At 65.6% G+C, this 19,890-nt stretch carries 12 protein-coding genes; 6 read left to right on the top strand and 6 right to left on the bottom strand.

The features are described 5' to 3' along the window. Positions 1-78: 78 nt before the first annotated feature. Together JOE31_RS16415 and JOE31_RS16410 are read right to left on the bottom strand one after the other, a co-directional pair. Positions 79-2,610 carry an MMPL family transporter gene (locus JOE31_RS16415; RefSeq protein WP_209746414.1) on the bottom strand — a complete coding sequence of 844 codons (2,532 nt, stop codon included), beginning with the start codon at positions 2,608-2,610 and terminating at the stop codon, positions 79-81. Between the two features lies 1 nt (position 2,611). Next, positions 2,612-3,346, bottom strand: a complete 735-nt coding sequence (locus tag JOE31_RS16410; protein WP_209746412.1) for a TetR/AcrR family transcriptional regulator — start codon at positions 3,344-3,346, stop codon at positions 2,612-2,614. A 182-nt stretch (positions 3,347-3,528) separates the two neighbouring features. On the opposite strand from JOE31_RS16410, the gene JOE31_RS16405 reads away from it, so the two are divergent. After that, entirely contained in the window at positions 3,529-4,074 is a 546-nt protein-coding gene (locus JOE31_RS16405) for a hypothetical protein (RefSeq protein ID WP_209746411.1), read from the top strand. Positions 4,075-4,160: 86 nt separating this feature from the next. Here JOE31_RS16405 and JOE31_RS16400 read toward each other — a convergent pair whose 3' ends face one another. The 4 genes from JOE31_RS16400 to JOE31_RS16385 all read right to left on the bottom strand — a co-directional run bounded on the left by JOE31_RS16400 (position 4,161) and on the right by JOE31_RS16385 (position 9,474). After that, entirely contained in the window at positions 4,161-5,591 is a 1,431-nt protein-coding gene (locus tag JOE31_RS16400; RefSeq protein ID WP_209746409.1) for a dicarboxylate/amino acid:cation symporter, read from the bottom strand. Positions 5,592-5,835: 244 nt separating this feature from the next. After that, complete coding sequence (locus tag JOE31_RS16395; protein ID WP_209746407.1) at positions 5,836-7,521, bottom strand: DUF885 domain-containing protein; 1,686 nt, start codon at positions 7,519-7,521, stop codon at positions 5,836-5,838. A gap of 97 nt (positions 7,522-7,618) precedes the next feature. Then, positions 7,619-7,882, bottom strand: a complete 264-nt coding sequence (locus JOE31_RS16390; RefSeq protein ID WP_374100885.1) for an acyl-CoA carboxylase subunit epsilon — start codon at positions 7,880-7,882, stop codon at positions 7,619-7,621. Positions 7,883-7,890: 8 nt separating this feature from the next. Continuing rightward, entirely contained in the window at positions 7,891-9,474 is a 1,584-nt protein-coding gene (locus JOE31_RS16385; RefSeq protein ID WP_209746405.1) for an acyl-CoA carboxylase subunit beta, read from the bottom strand. Between the two features lie 206 nt (positions 9,475-9,680). Between JOE31_RS16385 and JOE31_RS16380 the strand changes: the two genes are divergently transcribed. From JOE31_RS16380 to JOE31_RS16360, 5 genes are all read left to right on the top strand, one after another. Then, on the top strand, positions 9,681-10,571 hold the full coding sequence (locus tag JOE31_RS16380; protein WP_209746403.1) for an NAD(P)-dependent oxidoreductase: 891 nt from the start codon (positions 9,681-9,683) through the stop codon (positions 10,569-10,571). A gap of 50 nt (positions 10,572-10,621) precedes the next feature. Beyond that, positions 10,622-11,659 carry a biotin--[acetyl-CoA-carboxylase] ligase gene (locus JOE31_RS16375; RefSeq protein WP_245199221.1) on the top strand — a complete coding sequence of 346 codons (1,038 nt, stop codon included), beginning with the start codon at positions 10,622-10,624 and terminating at the stop codon, positions 11,657-11,659. Beyond that, a complete protein-coding gene (locus JOE31_RS16370; RefSeq protein WP_209746401.1) occupies positions 11,652-12,278 on the top strand; it encodes a PH domain-containing protein in 627 nt (208 codons plus the stop codon). The genes JOE31_RS16375 and JOE31_RS16370 overlap by 8 nt, the downstream gene beginning before the upstream one ends. A gap of 37 nt (positions 12,279-12,315) precedes the next feature. After that, on the top strand, positions 12,316-13,602 hold the full coding sequence (locus tag JOE31_RS16365; protein WP_209748519.1) for an adenylate/guanylate cyclase domain-containing protein: 1,287 nt from the start codon (positions 12,316-12,318) through the stop codon (positions 13,600-13,602). A 119-nt stretch (positions 13,603-13,721) separates the two neighbouring features. Further along, on the top strand, positions 13,722-19,877 hold the full coding sequence (locus tag JOE31_RS16360; protein ID WP_209746399.1) for an Ig-like domain-containing protein: 6,156 nt from the start codon (positions 13,722-13,724) through the stop codon (positions 19,875-19,877). Positions 19,878-19,890: the final 13 nt, after the last annotated feature.

The raw sequence follows: 19,890 nt of genomic DNA, 5'->3' as shown, positions 1-19,890 counted from the left end.
AGAAATTAACTGCAGAAAAGGGACCGCCCGCCGATCAAGTGATCGGCGGGCGGCCCCTAAGGACTCCGAAGCGCTCTGTCAGCGTGCGCCGACCTCTTCCGCTTCTGTTACGACTGCGGTCTCATCCTTCCGGAGTTTCGTGCCCTCGACGTCGACGTCCGGCAGGATGCGGTCCAGCCAGCGCGGCAGCCACCATGCCTTTTCGCCGAGCAGGTACATCACAGCCGGGACGATCGTCATACGGACCACAAAGGCATCAATCAGCACGCCGAATGCCATGGCGAAGCCGAGCGGCCGGACCATGTTCAGGTGCGAGAAGATGAAGCCGGCGAATACGCTGACCATGATGATGGCGGCCGCGGTGACCACGGCAGAGGCATGGCTGAAGCCGCTCCGGACGGCGTGCTTTGCCGACTCCCCGTGCATGAACGATTCACGCATGCCCGAGGTAATGAACACCTGGTAGTCCATGGCGAGTCCGAACAGGACACCGATCAGGATGATGGGCAGGAAGCTGAGCACAGCGCCCGGATTTTCGACGCCGAACACCATCCCGAGCCAGCCCCACTGGTAAACGGCAACGACCGCCCCGAACGCAGCGGCAAGCGAGAGCAGGAAGCCGCCGGTGGCCAGCAGCGGCACCCAGATGGAACGGAACACGAGCAGCAGCAGGATCAACGAGAGACCCACCACGATCGCCAGGTACGGCGGCAGCGCGTCGCCGAGTTTGGCGGACACATCGACGTTGCCGGCGGTTTGTCCGGTGAGGCCGATGCTGACGCCGGTGGAGTCCTTGATCTGGTCCTTTTCGGCGCGCAGTTCGGAGACCACCTGGACGGTGCTCGCACTGGCCGGGCCTTCATTCGGGATGACCTGGAACACTGCGGTACGGCGGTCCTCGCTCAGGGCCAGGGGAACGGCGGCCGTGACGTTCCCGGTCTCGCGCAGGATGTCCGCGACGTCGAACTGCTTGGCCTGAGCGTCGGCTTCGCTGAGTCCCTCGGGGAGGTCGCCCACTACGATGATCGGGCCGGTCATGCCCTCGCCGAAGCTCCGCTTGGTGACGTCGTAGGCCTTGAATGCCTGTGAGGCGACCGGTTCGGAACTTGCGTCCGGCAAAGCAAGCCGAAGCTGGGCGGCGGGCAGGGCCACCACACCGAGCAGGACCACTCCGGCCAGCAGGGCCAGCCACGGGTGGTTGGTGACGATGCCGCCCCAGCCGTGACTGCTGCGGTATTCGTCCTTGGCGCGGTCCTCGGTTTCGTGGCCGGGAGCGGCGTTGTGCCTGGCCGCCTTGGCCCAGGCCCGCTTGGAGATCAGTTTCCGGCCCACGAGGGAGAGTACAGCCGGCGTCAGGGTCAGGGCCACGACGACGGCGACGCCCACTGTTGCGGCGGCCGAGAGACCCATCACGGCCAGGAACGGAAGGCCCGGGACAACGAGGGCCGCGAGGGCGATGATGACGGTCAGGCCGGCGAAGAGCACGGCATTGCCGGACGTGCCCGTGGCCAGCGCCACGGATTCCTCGGGGTCCATTCCGGAGAGCAGCTGGGAGCGGTGCCGGTTGACGATAAACAGGGAGTAGTCGATTCCGACGGCGAGGCCGAGCATCAGCGCGAGCATCGGGGAGATGGAGCTCATGTCCACGGCCCCGCTCAGGGCGAAGGTGGCGCCCACGCCGACGGCGACGCCGACGACGGCCATAAGCAGCGGAAGCCCGGCAGCGATCAAAGTTCCGAGCATGATGATCAGGACCAGGGCTGCCACGGCGATGCCGATGATCTCGGCTGTGCCAAAGAGTTCGGAGATGTCTTCGCTGATTTCCTTGCTGGGCAGCGCGGTGACGTTGGCGGCGGACACCTCCTTGACGATGTCCTGGACTTCCTGGCGGACCTCGGGGTTGAGGCCGTTGATCGACGTCTTGAACTGGACCTGCGCGATCGCGGCCTTGCCGTCCTCGGAGACGAAGCGGAGGCCGTTCGAGGCCTCGAGCTGGCGCGTACCAAGGGCCAGCTTTGCCTCGCCGGCTTCCAGTTCCTTTGTGCCGGCGTCGAGCTTTGCCTGGCCTTCGGCGAGCGCTGCCTTCTGTTGGCCGAGCTGCGCCTCGATCGCGGCGGGCGGCATTCCCGCGGCCACCATCTGCTGTTCGGCAGCTTCCAGCCGGGCCTTCCCAGCGGCGAGCTCGGCCGCGGACTGCTCCAGCCGGGTCTTGCCGGCAGCAGACTGTTCCTTGCCTGCGGTGAGGTCCGCGGCGGCTTTGTCCAGCTGTGCCTGGGTTGCGAACGGGTCGACGGTGCCCTGGACGTCGGGGAGGGTCTTGAGCTTGGTCAGCGCAGCGGTGACGGCGTCCTTCCCGGCCTGGCTGAATTGTGCGTCGTTGGCTTCGAACACAACGCTCGCCGAGCCGCCGGAGGACGAGGGGAGCTCGTTCTTGAGCTTGTCCGCCATCCGCTGCGTCTCGGTTCCCGGGATCTGGAAGTTGTTGGACAGGGTGCCGTGGAAGGATGCAGCCGCGCCACCGACGGCCAGCATGACGGCGAGCCACACGGAGATGACAAGCCAGCGGTGCCGGTAGGAGAACTTGCCGAGGCGGTAAAGCAAAAGTGCCATGTCAGAGCCGATCTGCGAAAGGGGTGGCGGTGGAGTTGTTGGCCATGGTGCTGGCCCGGGGCCTTGCGGGGCGGGCGAATCCGGAGCCCAGCAGGCTCATGGAATCGATCAGGAGCTGCCTGAGGATGGAAAGGGACTCCGGGGTCAGGGATCCGCCGCATCGGGCGAACCAGACGTCCATTGCAGCCTTACCGCAGGAGATGAGGGAACCGGCCAGCGCGCGCAGATAGAGTTCGTCGAATTCGGCGCCGGGAGTTTGGGCGAACCGTTCACGGGCAGCGTCGATGATTTCCGCGGTGCAGTGGTCCCATGCTTCCAGTTCGCTGCGGTTGAGCTGCGGATTGGACTGCGCCAGGGTGTACAGCTCGGCCATGGGGGCCACGGTCATGGGGTCGGCAAGCTGAATCAGGGCCGCCCGTGCCGACTTTAGGATGGGCTCGTCGGCTGGCCGCAGCCGGAACTGCGCCAAGGCGTGGTCCAGGAAACCGTGGGTCACCGCTGCCAGGGCCGCTTCCGTGCTGCTGAAGTAGTTGAAGAAAGTGCGCCGGGAAATGGCGGCGGCATCGGCAATGTCCTCGACCGTGAAGTTACCCGGGCCCTTGCTCCGCAAGAGCTGGAGGGCGGCATCGGTAATGGCCTGGCGTGTTGCGGCCTTGTTGAGTTCACGGCGCGACGGTGTTGCGGGCGCGGCGTTGGCGCTGGAAGCCTGGCCGGGGGCGGTCTGGGTAGGTGGCACGGCATTACACTACGTGCATTTTTACACTCTGTGCAAGTTTGTTGTGGAGTCCGATTCACAGCTTCCTGACAGCTGGATGACAGCATTTACTTAACCGGGTGCCGCATTCTTGGGGAAGGTAGGCGAACTGTAGCTACCAACGGAAGCAGCAATGTTGCTGCGGCAGATCGAGGAGACGTGCCATGTCAAGCAGGAAGAAGTTGGGCCTCGGCCTGGGCGCCGCTGCCCTGGTTGTCGGGGCCGGGATCGGCGTCAGCGGGATTGCGTCGGCGGCAACCACGCCCACGCCGTCGCCCAGTGCGTCGGCCACTACGAATGCGGACGGCCACGACCGCGGGCACAAGGGCGGCCGGCACGGACACGGAGGGGGCGTGCAGGCATCGGAGTTAGCTGCCAAGCTCGGTGTCGACGAGGCCAAGGTCACCGAGGCGCTCAGGGCGTTCCGTGAGGCGAACAAGCCGGCCACTCGTCCCGCAGAGGGAACGAAGCCGGACAGGGAGGCCATGGAATCGGCCCTGGCCAAGTCCCTCGCGGAGTCACTCGGCATTGAGGAATCCAAGGTCACTGCCGCACTTGAGGAGCTGCGCACGGAGGCGCAGTCTGAGCGCGCTGCGGCCCTCAAAACGCGGCTGGATAAGGCAGTCGCGGAAGGCAAGCTCACCCAGGCGGAGGCGGACGCTGTCGCCAAGGCCGTAAAGAACGGCGTGATCGGCGGCGGGGGCCACTAAGGCGTACCGGCGGCCGAACATACCCAAACGCCGCAGCCCCCCGGGAAGATCCCGGGGGGCTGCGGCGTTTTAAGCCAAGCCTGGTGTCAGGCTTTCGTGTCGGTCAATTCGCGGCCGTCCACTGCAGCCGCCGTCGGATCGGCAACCACCTCGGTGGAGTCGTCTGCGAACGGGTCTCCGTTACGCGGTGCGTTGTAGAGCGACTCGTCCAGGATGCCCTGGCGCTTGGCAACGATCGTGGGGACGAGCGCCTGCCCGGCGACATTGACCGCCGTGCGGCCCATGTCCAGGATCGGATCGATCGCCAGCAGGAGGCCGACGCCGGCCAGCGGCAGTCCCAGCGTGGAGAGCGTCAGGGTCAGCATGACGACGGCGCCGGTGGTGCCGGCAGTCGCTGCCGAGCCCAGCACAGAGACGAGTGCGATCAGCAGGTACTGGCTGAAGTCCAGCTGGATGCCAAAGAACTGGGCCACGAAGATCGCCGAGATGGCCGGGTAGATCGCGGCGCAACCGTCCATCTTGGTGGTGGCGCCCAGCGGCACGGCGAAAGAGGCGTAGGCCCGGGGGACGCCCAGGCTGCGCTCGGTGACGCGCTGGGTCAGCGGCAGCGTGCCCACGGAAGAGCGGGAAACGAAGGCCAGCTGCACAGCGGGCCAGACACCGGAGAAATACTGCTTGACAGACAACCCGTGGGTGCGGACCAGGACCGGGTACACCACGAACAGCACCAGGGCCAGGCCGACGTAGATGGCAAAGGTGAACTTGCCCAGCGACCCGATGGTGTCCCATCCGTAGACGGCCACGGCGTTGCCAATGAGCCCTACGGTGCCCAGCGGGGCGATCCGGATGATCCACCACAGCACCTTCTGGATGACGGCGAGGGCGGAAGCGTTAAGGGTCAGGAACGGCTCCGCTGCCTTGCCCACCTTCAGGGCGGCCACGCCGACGGCGATCGCGATCACCAGGATCTGGAGGACGTTGAAGCTGACCGCGGTGGTCACGGCGCCTGATTCAGCAACGGTGGAGCTGGCACCCAGGCCCAGGAAGTTCTTGGGGAAAAGCCCCACCAGGAACGCCCACCAGTCGCCGGATTTGCCGGAGTACTTGGCCTCCTGGGTGATGCCGGTGCTGGCGCCGGGCTGCAGGAGCACACCCAGGCCGATGCCGATCAGCACTGCGATCAGGGACGTGATGGCGAACCACAGGAGCGTGTTCCACGCCAGCTTTGCGGCGTTGGACACCTGGCGCAGGTTCGAGATCGAGCTGACAACCGCGGTGAAGATGAGTGGGACGACGGCGGTCTGCAGCAGCGAGACGTAGCTCGAGCCGATGGTCTGCAGGGTGGCGCCGAGGGCATTGGGGCTCGCCTTGGTGCTGCCCGTGTACTTGGCCAGGAGGCCGAGGCCCAGGCCCACGATCAGGGCGGCGATGATCTGGAAGCCGAACGAACCGGCCCATTTGGGCAGCCGGAAGCCGGTGTTTCCTGCGGGGGAGGGGGTGCTGGTTTGAGTGCTCACCCGAACACGCTAGGACCGGTTCACTTATCACGACGAACGGATGTTGAGAAATGTTACGGGAATAGATTCCAAGGGTAGCCGGAAAATCCCTAGAAAATGGCGTAGGTAGGCACTTTTGTGAAGTTATTCCCGGGGTCGGTGTGGCAAACGTCTCGCCTTCACAATGAGTTTTTGTCCAGATAACGCGACTTCCAGGGCGGTTTGCTCGCGTTATCTGGACAAAAACTGGACAGGCGGAAGGCACTTACCCCAGCAGCGCCCGCTTGAGGGTGTCGAGCCCCACGGAGCCGATGTTCAGGGCCTTGGTGTGGAAGGCCTTCAGGTCGAAACCGGGGCGGGCTTCCAGCTCGGCGCGGATCTGTTCCCAGAGGCGCTGGCCCACCTTGTAGGACGGCGCCTGGCCCGGCCACCCCAGGTAGCGGGCGAACTCGAAATTGAGCTGTCCCTCACTGATCGCCAGGTTCTCTTTCAGGAAGCCGTACCCCTTGTCCGGCGTCCAGGTGCCGCCGCCCCAGCGTTCCGGAACCTCCAGCTCCAGGTGCACGCCGACGTCGAACACCACGCGCGCCGCACGCATGCGCTGCATGTCCAGCATGCCCATGTGGTCGCCCGGGTCCTTGAGGTAACCCAGTTCCTGCATCAGTTTCTCGGCGTACAGTGCCCAGCCTTCACCGTGGCCGGACGTCCAGCAGACGTTGCGGCGCCACTTGTTGAGCAACTCCCGGCGGTAGACGGCCGTAGCGATCTGGAGGTGGTGTCCGGGTACGCCTTCGTGGAACACCGTGGTGGTCTCTGCCCACGTGGTGAACGTGTCCTCGCCCGCCGGTACGGACCACCACATCCGGCCCGGCCTGCTGAAGTCGTCGGAAGGGCCGGTGTAGTAGATGCCGCCTTCGTCCGTGGGGGCGATCAGGCATTCGAGCGTCTTCATGATGTCCGGGATCTCGAAGTGGACACCGGCGAGATCCGCCACGGCCTTGTCCGAGAGGTCCTGCATCCAGGCCTTAAGGGCGTCGGTGCCTTTGAGTTGCCGGGCGGGATCGCTGTTCAGGATCTCCTTGGCTTCCGCCACGGACGCGCCGGGCCGGATCTCGTTGGCCACGCGTTCCTGTTCGGCGATGAGCCGCTCGAGTTCCTGGACGCCCCAGGCGTACGTCTCGTCGAGGTCCACCGTCGCGCCGAGGAATGCCCGGGATGCCAGTGCGTAGCGGTCCCGGCCCACCGCGTCCTTGGCAGGTGCCACGGGAAGCAGCTCGGCGGACAGGAAGTCGGCCAGTTTCACGTAGGCTGCGCTGGCCGCGGCAGCGCCGTCGTCGAGTTTTGCCTGCAGTTCCGCGGAAAGCGGGCCGTCCTTGGTCTTTGCGCCGGCGGCCATCTTCGCGAAGAAGCCGTCCCCGGCGGCGTATTTGGTGGCCTGCTCGATGACGATGGCCACCTGCCGGGCAGCGGAGACCTTGCCCTGCTCCTTGGCGGAACGCAGCGACTCGATATAACCGTCGATCGCTCCGGGGACGCTGTGGGCACGGCCGGCGATGTGCTCCCAGTGTTCGGCGGTGTCGGTGGGCATCAGGTCGAAAATCGAGCGGATGTTCTGCGCCGGCGATTCAATGTTGTTCAGCTCGGCGGCGTCCCAGCCCGATGCGTGGATTTCCAACTGCAGTCCCAGCCGTTCGCGCATGGCGTCGAGCGTTACGGCGTCCACCTCGTCCACCGGCTCCAGGCCGTCAAGTGCGCTGAGCGCCTCCCTGGCCGCAGCCATGAATCCTTCGATGCCGGCCGGCGAGAAGTCCTGGAACTCGGTCTCGTGGCCCGGTACGCCCAGCACTGTGGCGAAGCTCGGATTGAGCCGTATCAGGGTGTCCGTGTAGCCGTCGGCGACGGCGTCGATGGCTGTATGGGGGCGCGCGGAGGCGGCGGATTCGGTAGTCACCCCACGAGACTAACGGGGCAAACCCGGTTATGAAAGACTCACTGAACTTTTCGGTGTGTCAGCGGACCGCCGCTGCGGCGGCCACCCCGGCTCCGCCTCAGCCGCGGCTGCGCTTCCAGGCTCCCGGCCCGGGGGCGGGGGCCAGGCGCAGCTGCTGCCGCCGCACCCAGTGGCGGACACTGGGCTTCGCCTTGCCTTCCGGCTCGGCGCTGCCGAGGGAGAGCACGACGGCGGTCAGCGCCGCGAGCTCGACGTCTGTCGGTTCGCCCTTCACCACGGAGAACAGCGGCTCGGCGGCCTCGGCGCCGTTTCCGCCGGGGGTCTGCCCGGGCTCAACCGCCGCCTTCGCGGCCGGCTCCACGTCCGGGCTCACAGCGGAATGTTTCCGTGCTTCTTGGCGGGAAGGCTGGCGCGCTTGTCCCGCAGGGCACGCAGGCCCTTGATGATCTGCACCCGGGTCTCCGAGGGTGCAATAACGGCATCCACATAGCCAAGCTGGGCCGCCTGGTAGGGGTTAAGGAGCTCTTCCTCGTACTGCCGGATGACCTCTGCGCGCTTGGCCTCGACGTCGCCGCCGGCTTCCGCAACAGCGGCAAGCTCACGGCGGTACAGGATGTTGACGGCGCCCTGCGCGCCCATGACGCCGATCTGGGCCGTGGGCCAGGCCAGGTTAAGGTCGGCGCCAAGCTTTTTGGATCCCATCACGATGTAGGCCCCGCCGTATGCCTTGCGGGTGATGACCGTGAGCTTGGGGACGGTGGCCTCAGCGTAGGCATACAGGAGCTTGGCACCGCGGCGGATGATTCCCTGGAATTCCTGGTCCTTGCCCGGCAGGAAGCCCGGCACGTCCACCAGCGTGATGATGGGGATATTAAAGGCGTCGCAGTGGCGGACGAAGCGCGCGGCCTTTTCCGATGCCGAGATGTCCAGGGTGCCGGCAAACTGCATGGGCTGGTTGGCCACGACGCCTACGGTGTGCCCTTCGATCCGGCCGTAGCCGATCATTACGTTCGGAGCGTACAGGGCCTGCATCTCAAGGAAATGGCCGTCGTCCACGATCTGCTCAACGACCTTGCGCATGTCATAGGGCTGGTTGGCGGAATCCGGAATGAGCGTGTCCAGGGCCAGGTCGTCGTCGTCGACCTCCAGGTCCTGCTGGTGTTCCAGGACCGGGGCCTCGGCGAGGTTGTTGGAGGGCAGGAAGTCCAGGAGTTCGCGGACGAACTCGATGGCGTCCGCCTCGTCCGAGGCGAGGTAGGTGGACGTTCCCGTGTTGGCGTTGTGCTGCCGCGCGCCGCCCAGGGTTTCCATGTCCACGTCCTCGCCGGTGACGGTCTTGATCACGTCCGGTCCGGTGATGAACATGTGAGAGGTCTTGTCCACCATGACCACGTAGTCGGTCAGGGCGGGGGAGTAGGCTGCTCCGCCGGCGGAGGGGCCCATGATGAGGGAGATCTGCGGGACCACGCCGGACGCATGGACGTTGTTGCGGAAGATGTCCGCGAACATGGCCAAGGAGGCGACGCCTTCCTGGATGCGTGCGCCGCCGCCGTCGAGGATGCCTACCACCGGGCAACCGTTGCGGAGCGCGAATTCCTGCACCTTGACGATCTTCTCGCCATTTACTTGGCTGAGGGAGCCTCCGTAGACCGAGAAGTCCTGGCTGTACACGGCCACGGGGCGGCCGTCCACCGTGCCGTATCCGGACACCAGGCCGTCGCCGAGGGGCTTCTTCTTCTCCATGCCGAAGGCAGTGGAGCGGTGGACGGCCAGGGCGTCGAATTCCACGAAGGAATCCGCGTCCAGGAGGAGGTCGATGCGTTCGCGCGCAGTGTTCTTGCCGCGGGCGTGCTGCTTTTCGATGGCCTCGGGCCCGGATGGCTGCTCGGCACGCGCCTGGCGGTCGCGGAAGTCGGCAATCTTTCCCGCTGTCGTGGTCAGATCGTGGCTCATCAAGTGTCTCCGGCTCTGTAGCTGATGGTCGCTGGCACTGTGTCGCAACGGCGCTTAAGTAGCTTCCGCACAAAAACAGGACCCTGTTGGCTAGTCTAGTGACGCTATTGGCCCGGACCGCTGTAGAAAACCTACAATTTTCTGCCCTTGGGAGGCAGCGACCAGTATGTTACTCGCCGGTAACATGCTTCGGCTAGAGTGTCCTTATGACTTCAAGCAACGATGCTTCGGGCACCGCCGCAGGGCCGTACCAGGCCGCCGGTTCCCTTCAGGGCCGCACCATTTTGATGTCGGGCGGCAGCCGCGGCATCGGCCTGGCCATTGCCCTCCGCGCCGCACGCGACGGCGCCAACATAGCGCTGATGGCTAAGACCGGCCAGCCGCACGCGAAACTGGAAGGTACGGTCTTCAGCGCCGCGGAACAGTTGCTCGCGGCAGGCGGCCAGGCGCTCCCGATCGTGGGCGACGTGCGCAATGACGACGACGTCGCCGGGGCGGTTGCCGCCGCCGTCGAACGGTTTGGCGGGATCGACATCGTGATCAACAATGCCTCCGCGATCGATCTGTCCAAGACCGACGCCGTGGACATGAAGCGCTACGACCTGATGCAGGACATCAACGTCCGCGGCACGTTCCTGCTCTCCAAGCTCGCGCTTCCTGCCCTGCGCCGGTCGGCGTCCGCCCACATCCTCACCCTGTCACCGCCGCTGAACCTGGATCCCAAATGGGCCGGCATGCATCTTGCCTACACCATGGCCAAATACGGAATGAGCCTCACCACCCTCGGCCTGGCCGAGGAACTGAAGGAAGCCGGGATCAACGTCAACTCGCTCTGGCCCTGCACCCTGATCGATACCGCAGCCATCCGCAACATGCCCGGCGGCGAGAACATGGTGAAGGCCGCCCGCGGACCGGAGATCATGGCGGATGCGGCGCATGCGGTGCTGACGGGAGGCAACCTGCATGGCGGTGGCGGCTCGCCGAGCGGCAATTTCTACACGGATGAACAGGTGCTCGCCGCGGCGGGGGTGGCCGATTTTTCGCCGTACAGCCTGGGCGCGCCGGAGGATCGGCTGGTCCCTGACATTTTCCTCTGAGAACACTCCGGGCCGCCGCCGGAGCCGCGCCAACTCGGTAGGATTCAACTATGGACGCCCCACAGCCTGCCGACGGCCAGGACCCGAACAATACGCAGTCTTCCGAGACCGGCCCGGAGCGGCAGAACACTGACGTGCCTTCCGTTGCTCAGCCGGACGCTGTTCCCCGCGTCGGCCTCAACAGGGCCGAGTTGGGCAATGCGGAATTCCTCTCCGCCAACGGCATAGCGCAGCTCACGGTGGTGGACTCGACAGGCTCCACCAACGCGGACCTCCTGCAGGGGGTGACTGTGGATCCCCGCGCCTGGCCGGACCTTTCAGTGCTGACGGCCGAGCACCAGACCGCGGCCCGCGGCCGGCTGGACCGCCACTGGGAGGCGCCGCCCCTGAGCTCCGTTTCCGTGTCGATCGTTCTCCGCCCGGTTAATGCCGAAGGACGGCCGCTGCCCACGAACAGCTACTCCTGGTTCTCGCTCCTGGCCGCGCTTGCCCTGCGTGAGGCGCTCCTGGAAACGGCAGGCATCCCGGCCGAAATCAAATGGCCCAACGACGTCATGGTGCGCGGCCGGAAGATCGCCGGCATCCTGGCGCAGCTTGGACCCATGGGGGACGGCTCTGTTCCGCCGGTGATTCTGGGCACGGGCCTCAATGTGACCCTGACTGCCGGGGAACTCCCCGTTCCCACTGCCACGTCCGTGCTGCTGGAGAATGCCCGGACTGTCGACCGGACGGCACTCCTCAAGAGTTATCTTTCGCGCTTTGCCGCGCTCTACCGGAACTTCTGCAACGCGGACGGCGACCCCGCTGCCGGGATGGCCGGCGGACCCTCGCTGCACAAGCGGGTCGAGTCGGTCATGAGCACCCTCGGCAAGCAAGTGCGCGCGCAGCTGCCGGGGGATCACGAGATCATTGGCCATGCCTCCCGCCTGGACGAGTACGGCTCCCTCCTGGTGGTCGATTCAGCCAGGCACGAACACGTTGTGACGGCCGGTGACGTCGTCCACCTCCGGCCGTGGACCCCGCCGGGCGCAGGCAGCGGAACAGGAACCGAAACGGGTACCGGCGCCGCCGAAAGCGGATATGCGTAAAGACCTCCTGCCGGGTGAACAGGTCATCACTGTGACCCGGCCGCAGCCCCGGAAGCTTTTCTTTCCGGGGCTGCTGTTCATCGTTGCCCCCGCCCTGGGTGCCTTTGCCAGTGCCTGGATCGTGAAAGGCGAACCGGCCAGGCTGGTTCCGCTGATCACTGAAGAATGGACGATCTGGCTCGTCGCAGTGTGCGTCGGGGCTGTTGCGTGGATACTGTTGGGGTACTGCCTGCCTCGCGTGCTGAGGTGGCACGCAACGCAGTACGTGCTGACCAGCCGGCGGATAGTTGCCCGTTACGGCATGTTGCGCAGGCGGGATATGCAGATCCCGCTCGCTTCCGTGCATCACATCGGCGTCAGCCAGTCACTCTGGCAGCGCATATTGCGGTCCGGGAATATATCGTTGGATACCGGGCAGGGTGCCGATGCCGTCATCCCGGATGTGCCGGAGGCAGTGAAGTTCCGCAACTTCGTCCTCGATGCCATCGATGACTTGCCGCCCGGCGCGGTCTTCGAGGCGGACCGGGCGCAGCAATTGGCCGGGGACGCGCAGTACTACCGGCCGCGGGACATGGGAGAGCAGTGGGATCCGAGAGAAGGTGGAAGAGATGAGCGTTGAGAATCCCGGACCCGTGGACGAGGCCGAGCGGTCCGAGATGCCCTCACCACCGGACGCAGTAGTGGAAACCGCCACCCTTGAAGCCGCTGTGCTGGAAACGGCTGCGCTGGACACAGTGTCGGTGGAGGCGCCCGTGCTCGAGACCTCCGTTGCCGGGGACTCCGCCGACACGCCGGTGGCAACACACCGGCCGATACCCCACGACCCCGCCCCGTACGATCCGGCTCCGGGGGGCCGGCCGGCGGGAACATCCCCGTCAGAGGCACCCGCCACCGGGACACTCTCCGCCGAACGGCTCGCAGCCAAGGCACTCGAAGCCAGGCTCCTTGGCGGTGAGCGCAAGCTCCGCCGCCGTGAGGTGGCAGCCGGTGCCGGACTGTCCCTGCTGTCCGCCCGTAAGTTGTGGCGCGCCCTGGGCTTCCCGAACCTCGGAGACGAGGACGTCGCCTTCACCGAGCGCGACCAGGCAGCTCTGTCCACCGTGGTGGACCTGGTCCGCGCGGGGAAGCTCACCGAAGAGGCGGCCATCTCGGTGACCCGCGCCATCGGGCAGATGACTGACCGGATGGTGGTGTGGCAAATCGAAGCCCTGGTGGAGGACATGGTCCACCGGCAGGGCGTGTCGGACGCCGTGGCCCGCAAGCGGCTGGTCAACCAGCTTCCGTCCCTCGTGGACGCCCTCGAGGAAATGCTCGTTTACTCCTGGCGCCGGCAGCTCAACGCGGGTGTCCAGCGACTCGCCGTGCGGGCCGAAGCCGGACTGCAGGCGAGTGAAGAGGGCCGCGAAGGCGATGAGGATGACGCGCCGTTGCCCCTTGCGAGGGCAGTCGGCTTTGCGGACCTGGTCTCCTACACCAGCCTTTCCAGGCGCATGAACGAGAAGACGCTCGCCCAGCTGGTTCAGCGTTTTGAAAACAAGTGCGCCGAAATCATCTCGGTAGGCGGCGGCCGGCTGGTGAAAACAGTGGGCGACGAAGTTCTCTATATTGCCGAGACGCCCGCGGCGGGCGCCGAAATTTCCCTCGCCCTGTCGCAGGCCTTTACCGAGGACGAGATCCTGCCCCAGGCCAGGGTTGCCATGGTGTGGGGGCGCATCCTTTCGCGCCTGGGCGACATCTACGGGCCCACCGTTAATCTCGCCGCCCGGTTGACCGCACTGGCCGACCCCGGCACGGTGCTGGTGGACTCGATGACCGCCGCAGCCCTGGAACAGGACGAGCGGTTTGTGCTGGTGCCGCAGAAAGCCGAGGAGGTCCGCGGCTTCGGCGAAATCCACCCGGTCCTGCTCCAGCGCGGAAGCGGCCGGGGCCTCGTCTTAGACTGAGTGCCCGGACCCGGGGTTTCTACATTTGATGGTCTTATGACATAGTCGGATTGACCCGGCTACGTTTCCAGTGGGTCTTAGCGTGCCCGGAATGCATTTCTCGTGGGGGAAGACCAGTAATGAAACGGCCATCTCGATCCGTGACGCCCAACGCGGAACCGACGCCGAACCATCGGCGTGCACGGATTCTTCGAGGCACCGCTTTTGCGGTGGCGGGTGCTGCTTTGGTGGCTGGTGCGATTATTTATCCGGGGTTCAAGACCACTGAGGTGGAGTTGAACGACGGCGGTGTGTGGGTGGTCAGTAAGACCAAGAACGCTGTTGGGCGGTTGAATTATCCGTCGCGGGTGCTGGATGGTGCGGTGACGCCGGCGAGTACTACGTTCGATATCCTGCAGAACTCCGGGAACGTTTTCGTTGATGATGAGACCGGCTCGACTCTGAATCAGGTCTCGCCGGCGAATATGCAGCTGGGCGGGGATAAGCAGTTGCCGGGGTCGGCTGATGTCAGTTTCGGTTCTGCCGTGATTTCGGTGACGGATGCGGCCAAGGGCAAGGTGTGGGCTCTGTCGCCGTCAACGGTCAACGGCTTCGATGAGGAAGCTACTGAACCGGCCGTGGTCGGTTCGGAGGGCCTGGTGTCCGCTGTCGGGACGGATGACCGGATTTACAGTGCGGATCCGAAGACGGGTGTTGTGACTGTGACGGCTGTTGATGCCAATGGTGAGACGACGTCGTCCGAGTCGGGCACGTGGGACGGTCTGAAGGGTGCGGGTGATCTGCAGCTGGCTGTGGTGGGGGATAAGCCGGTGGTCCTGGATGCGGGGCGGGGGAAGTTGTTCCTGCCGGGCGGTCGTGGGCTGGATCTGGAGAACGCGCGGGATGCGAAGTTGCAGCAGTCCGGTCCGGCGTCGGATGTGGTTGCGGTGGCGACGCAGAAGGCGTTGTTGAAGCAGCCGTTGGATGGTTCGTCGGCGAAGACGGTGTCCTTTGATGGTGAGGGTGTTCCGGCGGCTCCGGTGCAGCTGGGCGGGTGTGTTCATGCGGCGTGGTCGGGGGCGAACAAGTATGTCCGTGATTGTGTGAATGATGCTGATGACAAGAACGTTGAGGTGCCGAAGGCGAGTGCGTCGCCGTCGTATGTGTTCCGGGTGAACCGGGACCTGGTGGTGTTGAACGATGTGAACTCGGGCAATGTGTGGCTGGTGAACCAGAACATGCAGCTGGTCAACAACTGGGACGACGTGATCCCGCCGCAGCAGACCTCGGACGACGCGGACAAGGACTCCGCCGATGAAGTGCAGCAGACCGTCCTGCCGGACCGCACAAAACCTAACAGCGCGCCGGTTGCCAAACCTGACACCTTCGGAGTCCGCGCGGGCAAAACCGCCATCCTCCCCGTCCTGGACAATGACACCGACCCCGACGGCGACATCCTCACGGTCCGCGCCCCGGACCCCATCAACTCCGGGGTCCTGGCCCCGATCTACGGTTCCACCGGTTTCCAGGTCAGCGTGCCGGCGGACAAGACCGGCTCCGAGACATTCAAATACTCCGTGGACGACGGCCGCGGCCTCAGCGCCTCCTCGGATGTCACCCTCCACATCATCCCGCCGGGGGAGAACTCGGCCCCCCGCCGGAAGCCGACCCGGAACACCTCCCTGGTGGTGCAGGCCGGCAAGCTCGTCAGCCAGAACATCCTGACCGACTGGATCGACCCTGACGGCGATGACCTGTACGTCGTCAGCGCCTCCAGCAGCGATCCCCAGGACCAGGTCAAAGCCCGGCCGGACGGACTGCTCAGCTTCCAGGACGGCGGCTCCGAGCCCGGCCGCAAAGTAGTCACGGTTACGGTCTCGGACGGCCAGTCCACTGCCGAGGACAAGGTCACCGTGGATGTGCGGGCCCCGGGAGCGCTTCCGCCGATCGCCAACGCCGACCACATCGTCGCCGTCGCGGGCGTGGACACGGTCATTGCGCCGCTGAAGAACGATTCGGACTCGCAGGGCGGAGCGCTCCGGCTCGCCCAGGTCACTCCCGACGGAAACTCCACTGCCACCATGGGAGCGGACCAGCAGACCTTCACCTTCACCTCCACTGCCGAGGGCGCCCACTATGTGACCTATCTCGTGACCAACGGCCCGGCCAGCGCACAGCAGCTGGTCCGCGTGGACGTCGTTCCCGGCAACGGCGACGGCGCCCCCGTCGCCGTCCGGGACACCGCCCTGCTGCCCAGCGGCGGCAGTGTGCTGGTGGACGTCCTCGGCAACGATTCGGACCCCTCGGGCGGCGTGCTGGTGGTCCGATCCGTCACAGCCGCCGAGGGCCAGCCGGTCAGCGCATCGGTGCTGAACCACTCGGTCATCAGGATCACCGACATTCGGGCAGAGGGGCAGCTTAACGTCAAGTACACGATTTCCAACGGCAAGGCGTCAGCGAGCGGAGACATCGCGGTGCTGGTGGTTCCAGCACCGGCCAAGCTCCAGGCCCCGCAGGCCAAACCTGACGAGGTATCGGTCCGGGCGGGCGACGTTGTCACCATTCCGGTGCTGGAGAACGACACCGACCCCAACGGCGGCAAGCTCACCCTTGAACCCGAACTGGCGCAGAAACCCGACGACGCCGACGGCCGCATGTTCCGTTCCGGCGGCACCCTGCGCTTCATCGCCGGGGACGTTCCCAAGACGGTCTATGCGATCTACAAGGTCACTAATGAATCCGGGCAGTCGGACTCCCAGCAGGTCACCATCCGCATCCGTGCCCGCGACGACGAACGGAACACCCGTCCCGAGCCGAAGAACCTGACCGCACGCGTGGTCGCCGGCATGGTGGTACGGATTCCCGTGCCGCTGGACGGGATCGATTCCGACGGCGACTCCGTCCAGCTGATCGGCGTGGACAAGGCCCCGGCGATGGGAACTGCGGTGGTCAAAGACGGCTATCTCGAGTTCACCGCCACCGGAACGGCCGCCGGCACTGACACGTTCACCTACCGTGTCCGGGACCGGATCGGCGCCGAAAACACCGGCACCGTAATAGTCGGAATTGCCCCGCCGGAGGCCAATAACCAGAAGCCCATTGCCGTGGACGACGCCGTGGATGTCCGCCCCGGGCGCCAGATCGCCGTCGACGCGCTCAGCAACGACTCGGACCCTGACGGGGACCCCATCGGCCTGGTGGCCAACGGCTTCGAGGCGCGCCCCGAACTCCGGGTCGAGAGCGCCGACGGGGGCAAAGTGCTGCTCACGGCACCCGGCGCCGCCGGCAACGAGAGCGTCAGCTACAAGATCCAGGACGACAAGAAGGCCCAAGGGAGTGCCGTGATCCGGGTACGGGTCAGTCCCGATGCCGCGCTCAAGTCCCCGGTCGCGCAGGACGATGTGGTCACTCCGGCCGAGACGCTGGGCAAATCCGCCGTCGACGTCCCGGTTCTCAAGAACGACTCGGACCCCGACGGCGTCGCCGCCGATCTCAAGGTCACCCTGCCGGACGGCAACCCCAACGCGCGCGTCGGAGGTGACGGCAGTGTCGTCGTGTCCCTCGTCCCGAATGACCAGCTGGTTCCGTACACCGTCACCGACGTCGACGGCCAAAGCGCGACGGCGGTCGTCTGGGTTCCCGGACAGGGAGAGCAGTACCCCACCCTGGCCCGCACCGACGTCCTGGAAGTGATGGCAGGGAAGGAAGCCGCCATCGACCTGGGCGAGTATGTCCGCGTCCGGGACGGACGCACCGCCCGGATCACCCAAGCGGACAAGGTCCGCGTGCAGGGTGCGGACACCGGGAACGTGATCGCCGGCAACGGAAATGCGCTGCGCTACGCTGCGCTCAAGGACTACGTGGGACCCGGCTCCATCACCTTTGAAGTGACTGACGGTTCCGGTCCGGACGATCCCCAGGGTCTGAAGTCCACCCTGACCGTCATCACCCGGGTGGTTCCGGATCCCAACGCCAACCACGAGCCCACCTTCAGCGGAACCGACCTCGAGGTGCCGCTGGCCGAAACTGCCAGCCTGGAGCTGGGCAACCTGGCAAAGGACGTTGACGACGGGGACCAGGAGAAACTTGCCTTCGAGCTGGACGGCACACTGCCGGAAGGTTTCAAGGCAGCCATTGAGGGGCAGACGCTCAAGCTCAGCGCTGACTCCGGCGTGGCCGCAGGCCGCAAGGGGATCATCCCGCTGAAGGTGACCGACGGCCGCTCCGGCCCGGTCAGGGCCGCGGTGACGGCCACTGTCGTCGCCTCGAGCCGACCACTGCCAACCGCCAACGAGGATGTCATCGACAAAGCCAATGCCGGCCGGACCGAGACCATCAACGTCCTCGCCAACGACTTCAATCCTTTCGGTGAAACCCCGCTGAAGATCATCTCTGCCACGGTCGAAACCGGTTCTGCTGCCGGTGCTCCTGCCGTCAACGGGGACTCGATCACAGTCACTCCCGCCGATGGCTCCAAGGGAGTCATGGTGATTCGCTACACCGTGCTGGACAAGACCGGGGACCCCTCCCGACAGGCGAGCGGCCGTGTGCGCATCACGGTCCGGGACAAGCCGGATGCCCCCTCGGCACCGACCGCCACGGATGTTCGCAGCCGCACTGCCGTGCTCAAGTGGGCTCCGCCGTCGGACAACGGCGCATCGATCACCAAATACACCGTTCGGTCCAACGGCTTCAGTCAGGACTGCCCCACCACCACCTGCACACTCAGCGGCCTGACCAACGACGTCAAGTACGTCTTCACTGTCACCGCCACCAACGAAGTCGGCGAATCGGAATCGTCCGCGGCATCCAACGAGATCAGGCCGGACGAGAAACCCTCGCCTCCGGAGGCACCCACGGTGAAAGCCGGCGACAAGAATATGGTTATTGCCTGGCCTGCGGCGAAGACCGAGGGCTCAGCCGTCAAGGGCTACAATCTGGAGATTTCGCCGCCGCCGGCCAACGGGGTTGCCGTGAAGAACGGGGTCACCGGTTTGAACTACACCTGGCCGGGACTGACCAACGGCGTGCGATACAAGGTCCGCGCCCAGGCCGTCAACGAGCTTGGCCCCTCCGACTGGGGCATCTACTCGTCCGAAGACAACCCTGCCGGGGTGCCCGCGGCTCCGGCCGCGCCGACGTCTGCCGTGGCCTCAGCGGTCGGAACCACGAACCAGTTGCGCGTTAACTGGTCGGAACCCGACACCAATGGTGATCCGATCAGGAACTACTTCGTCACGATGAGCGGAGGCGGCGGAGCGCCGCAGACCCAGACGATTGCGGGCACAGTGCGCACTGCAAACTTCACGGCAAACAACTCCGAAGCTGAGTACACCTTTACGGTGCAGGCCGAAAACAAAGCGGGAAAGGGGGCCGTCAGCCCGCCTTCCGCGCCGCGGCGCGCCACCGGCAAACTCGGCCAGGTCTCCGGGGTCAGCGTTACCCCGGCAGACACCGGGGGAGCAGGGCGGAAGGTGACCATCAACTTCAAAGAGCTGACCGCTGCCGAACGCAACGGCTCTGCCTACGGTGAAGTCAGCTACAGCTACAACGCCAGCACCGGCCAAGGCGGCCCCATCAAGCCCGGGCAAACCGTGGGAGGCTTCACGAATGGTGACGCCACGTCCATCACCGTGGTGGCCAACTCCACCGTGGCACCAAGCTCCGACGCCAGTACCGCAGCCAGGGCCACGCCATACGGAGCGCCGGGCACGCCGTCGGCGTCGGGCCAGAACGGCGGCCAGAACCAGAAGTCCCTTAGCTTCAGCTGGTCCTCACCGTCGACGGCGACGAACGACGTCGCTAACACACGGATCAATATCGACGGCCGGGGCTGGGAAACTGTCGCGGCGTCCGGAACACGGACGGTGAACACCGGCGGCTTTGACGAACGGCACTCGATTCAGGTGCAAACCAGCAACTCCGTCGGCACCGGCGGGCCCGTTGCCGAAGCCACGGCCCAGTCCGGCCCGGCCAAGACAAATTGGGATGCCGCGGTCAACGGTTACCGCACGTGCACTGACGCGCCTGCCTCAGGGCAAACCTCGTGGCGGTCACCGACGAACGCGGAACATACCTGCGACGGTGTCATCCGTGGCTATCCCTGGATCTACGGCTCCGGCCCGTCCTTCACGGTCAACTGCTTCATGTGGCGCACTGTGCCTGACGCCCGCGGGACCTATAAGTGGTACCGCATCAATACCCATCCTGACGGCCGCTTCGTGGGCCGCGCCATCCAGGTCGGCAATACCACCCTGGGTGAACCCGAAAGTCACGGAATTCCGCAATGTTCATGACGGGCGTAACCGC

Origin of the sequence: Arthrobacter sp. PvP023 (assembly GCF_017832975.1) — a bacterium.
GTDB lineage: Bacteria > Actinomycetota > Actinomycetes > Actinomycetales > Micrococcaceae > Arthrobacter.
Note: the sequence above shows the minus strand (reverse complement) of the source record. Positions and strands in the feature narration are given on the sequence as shown.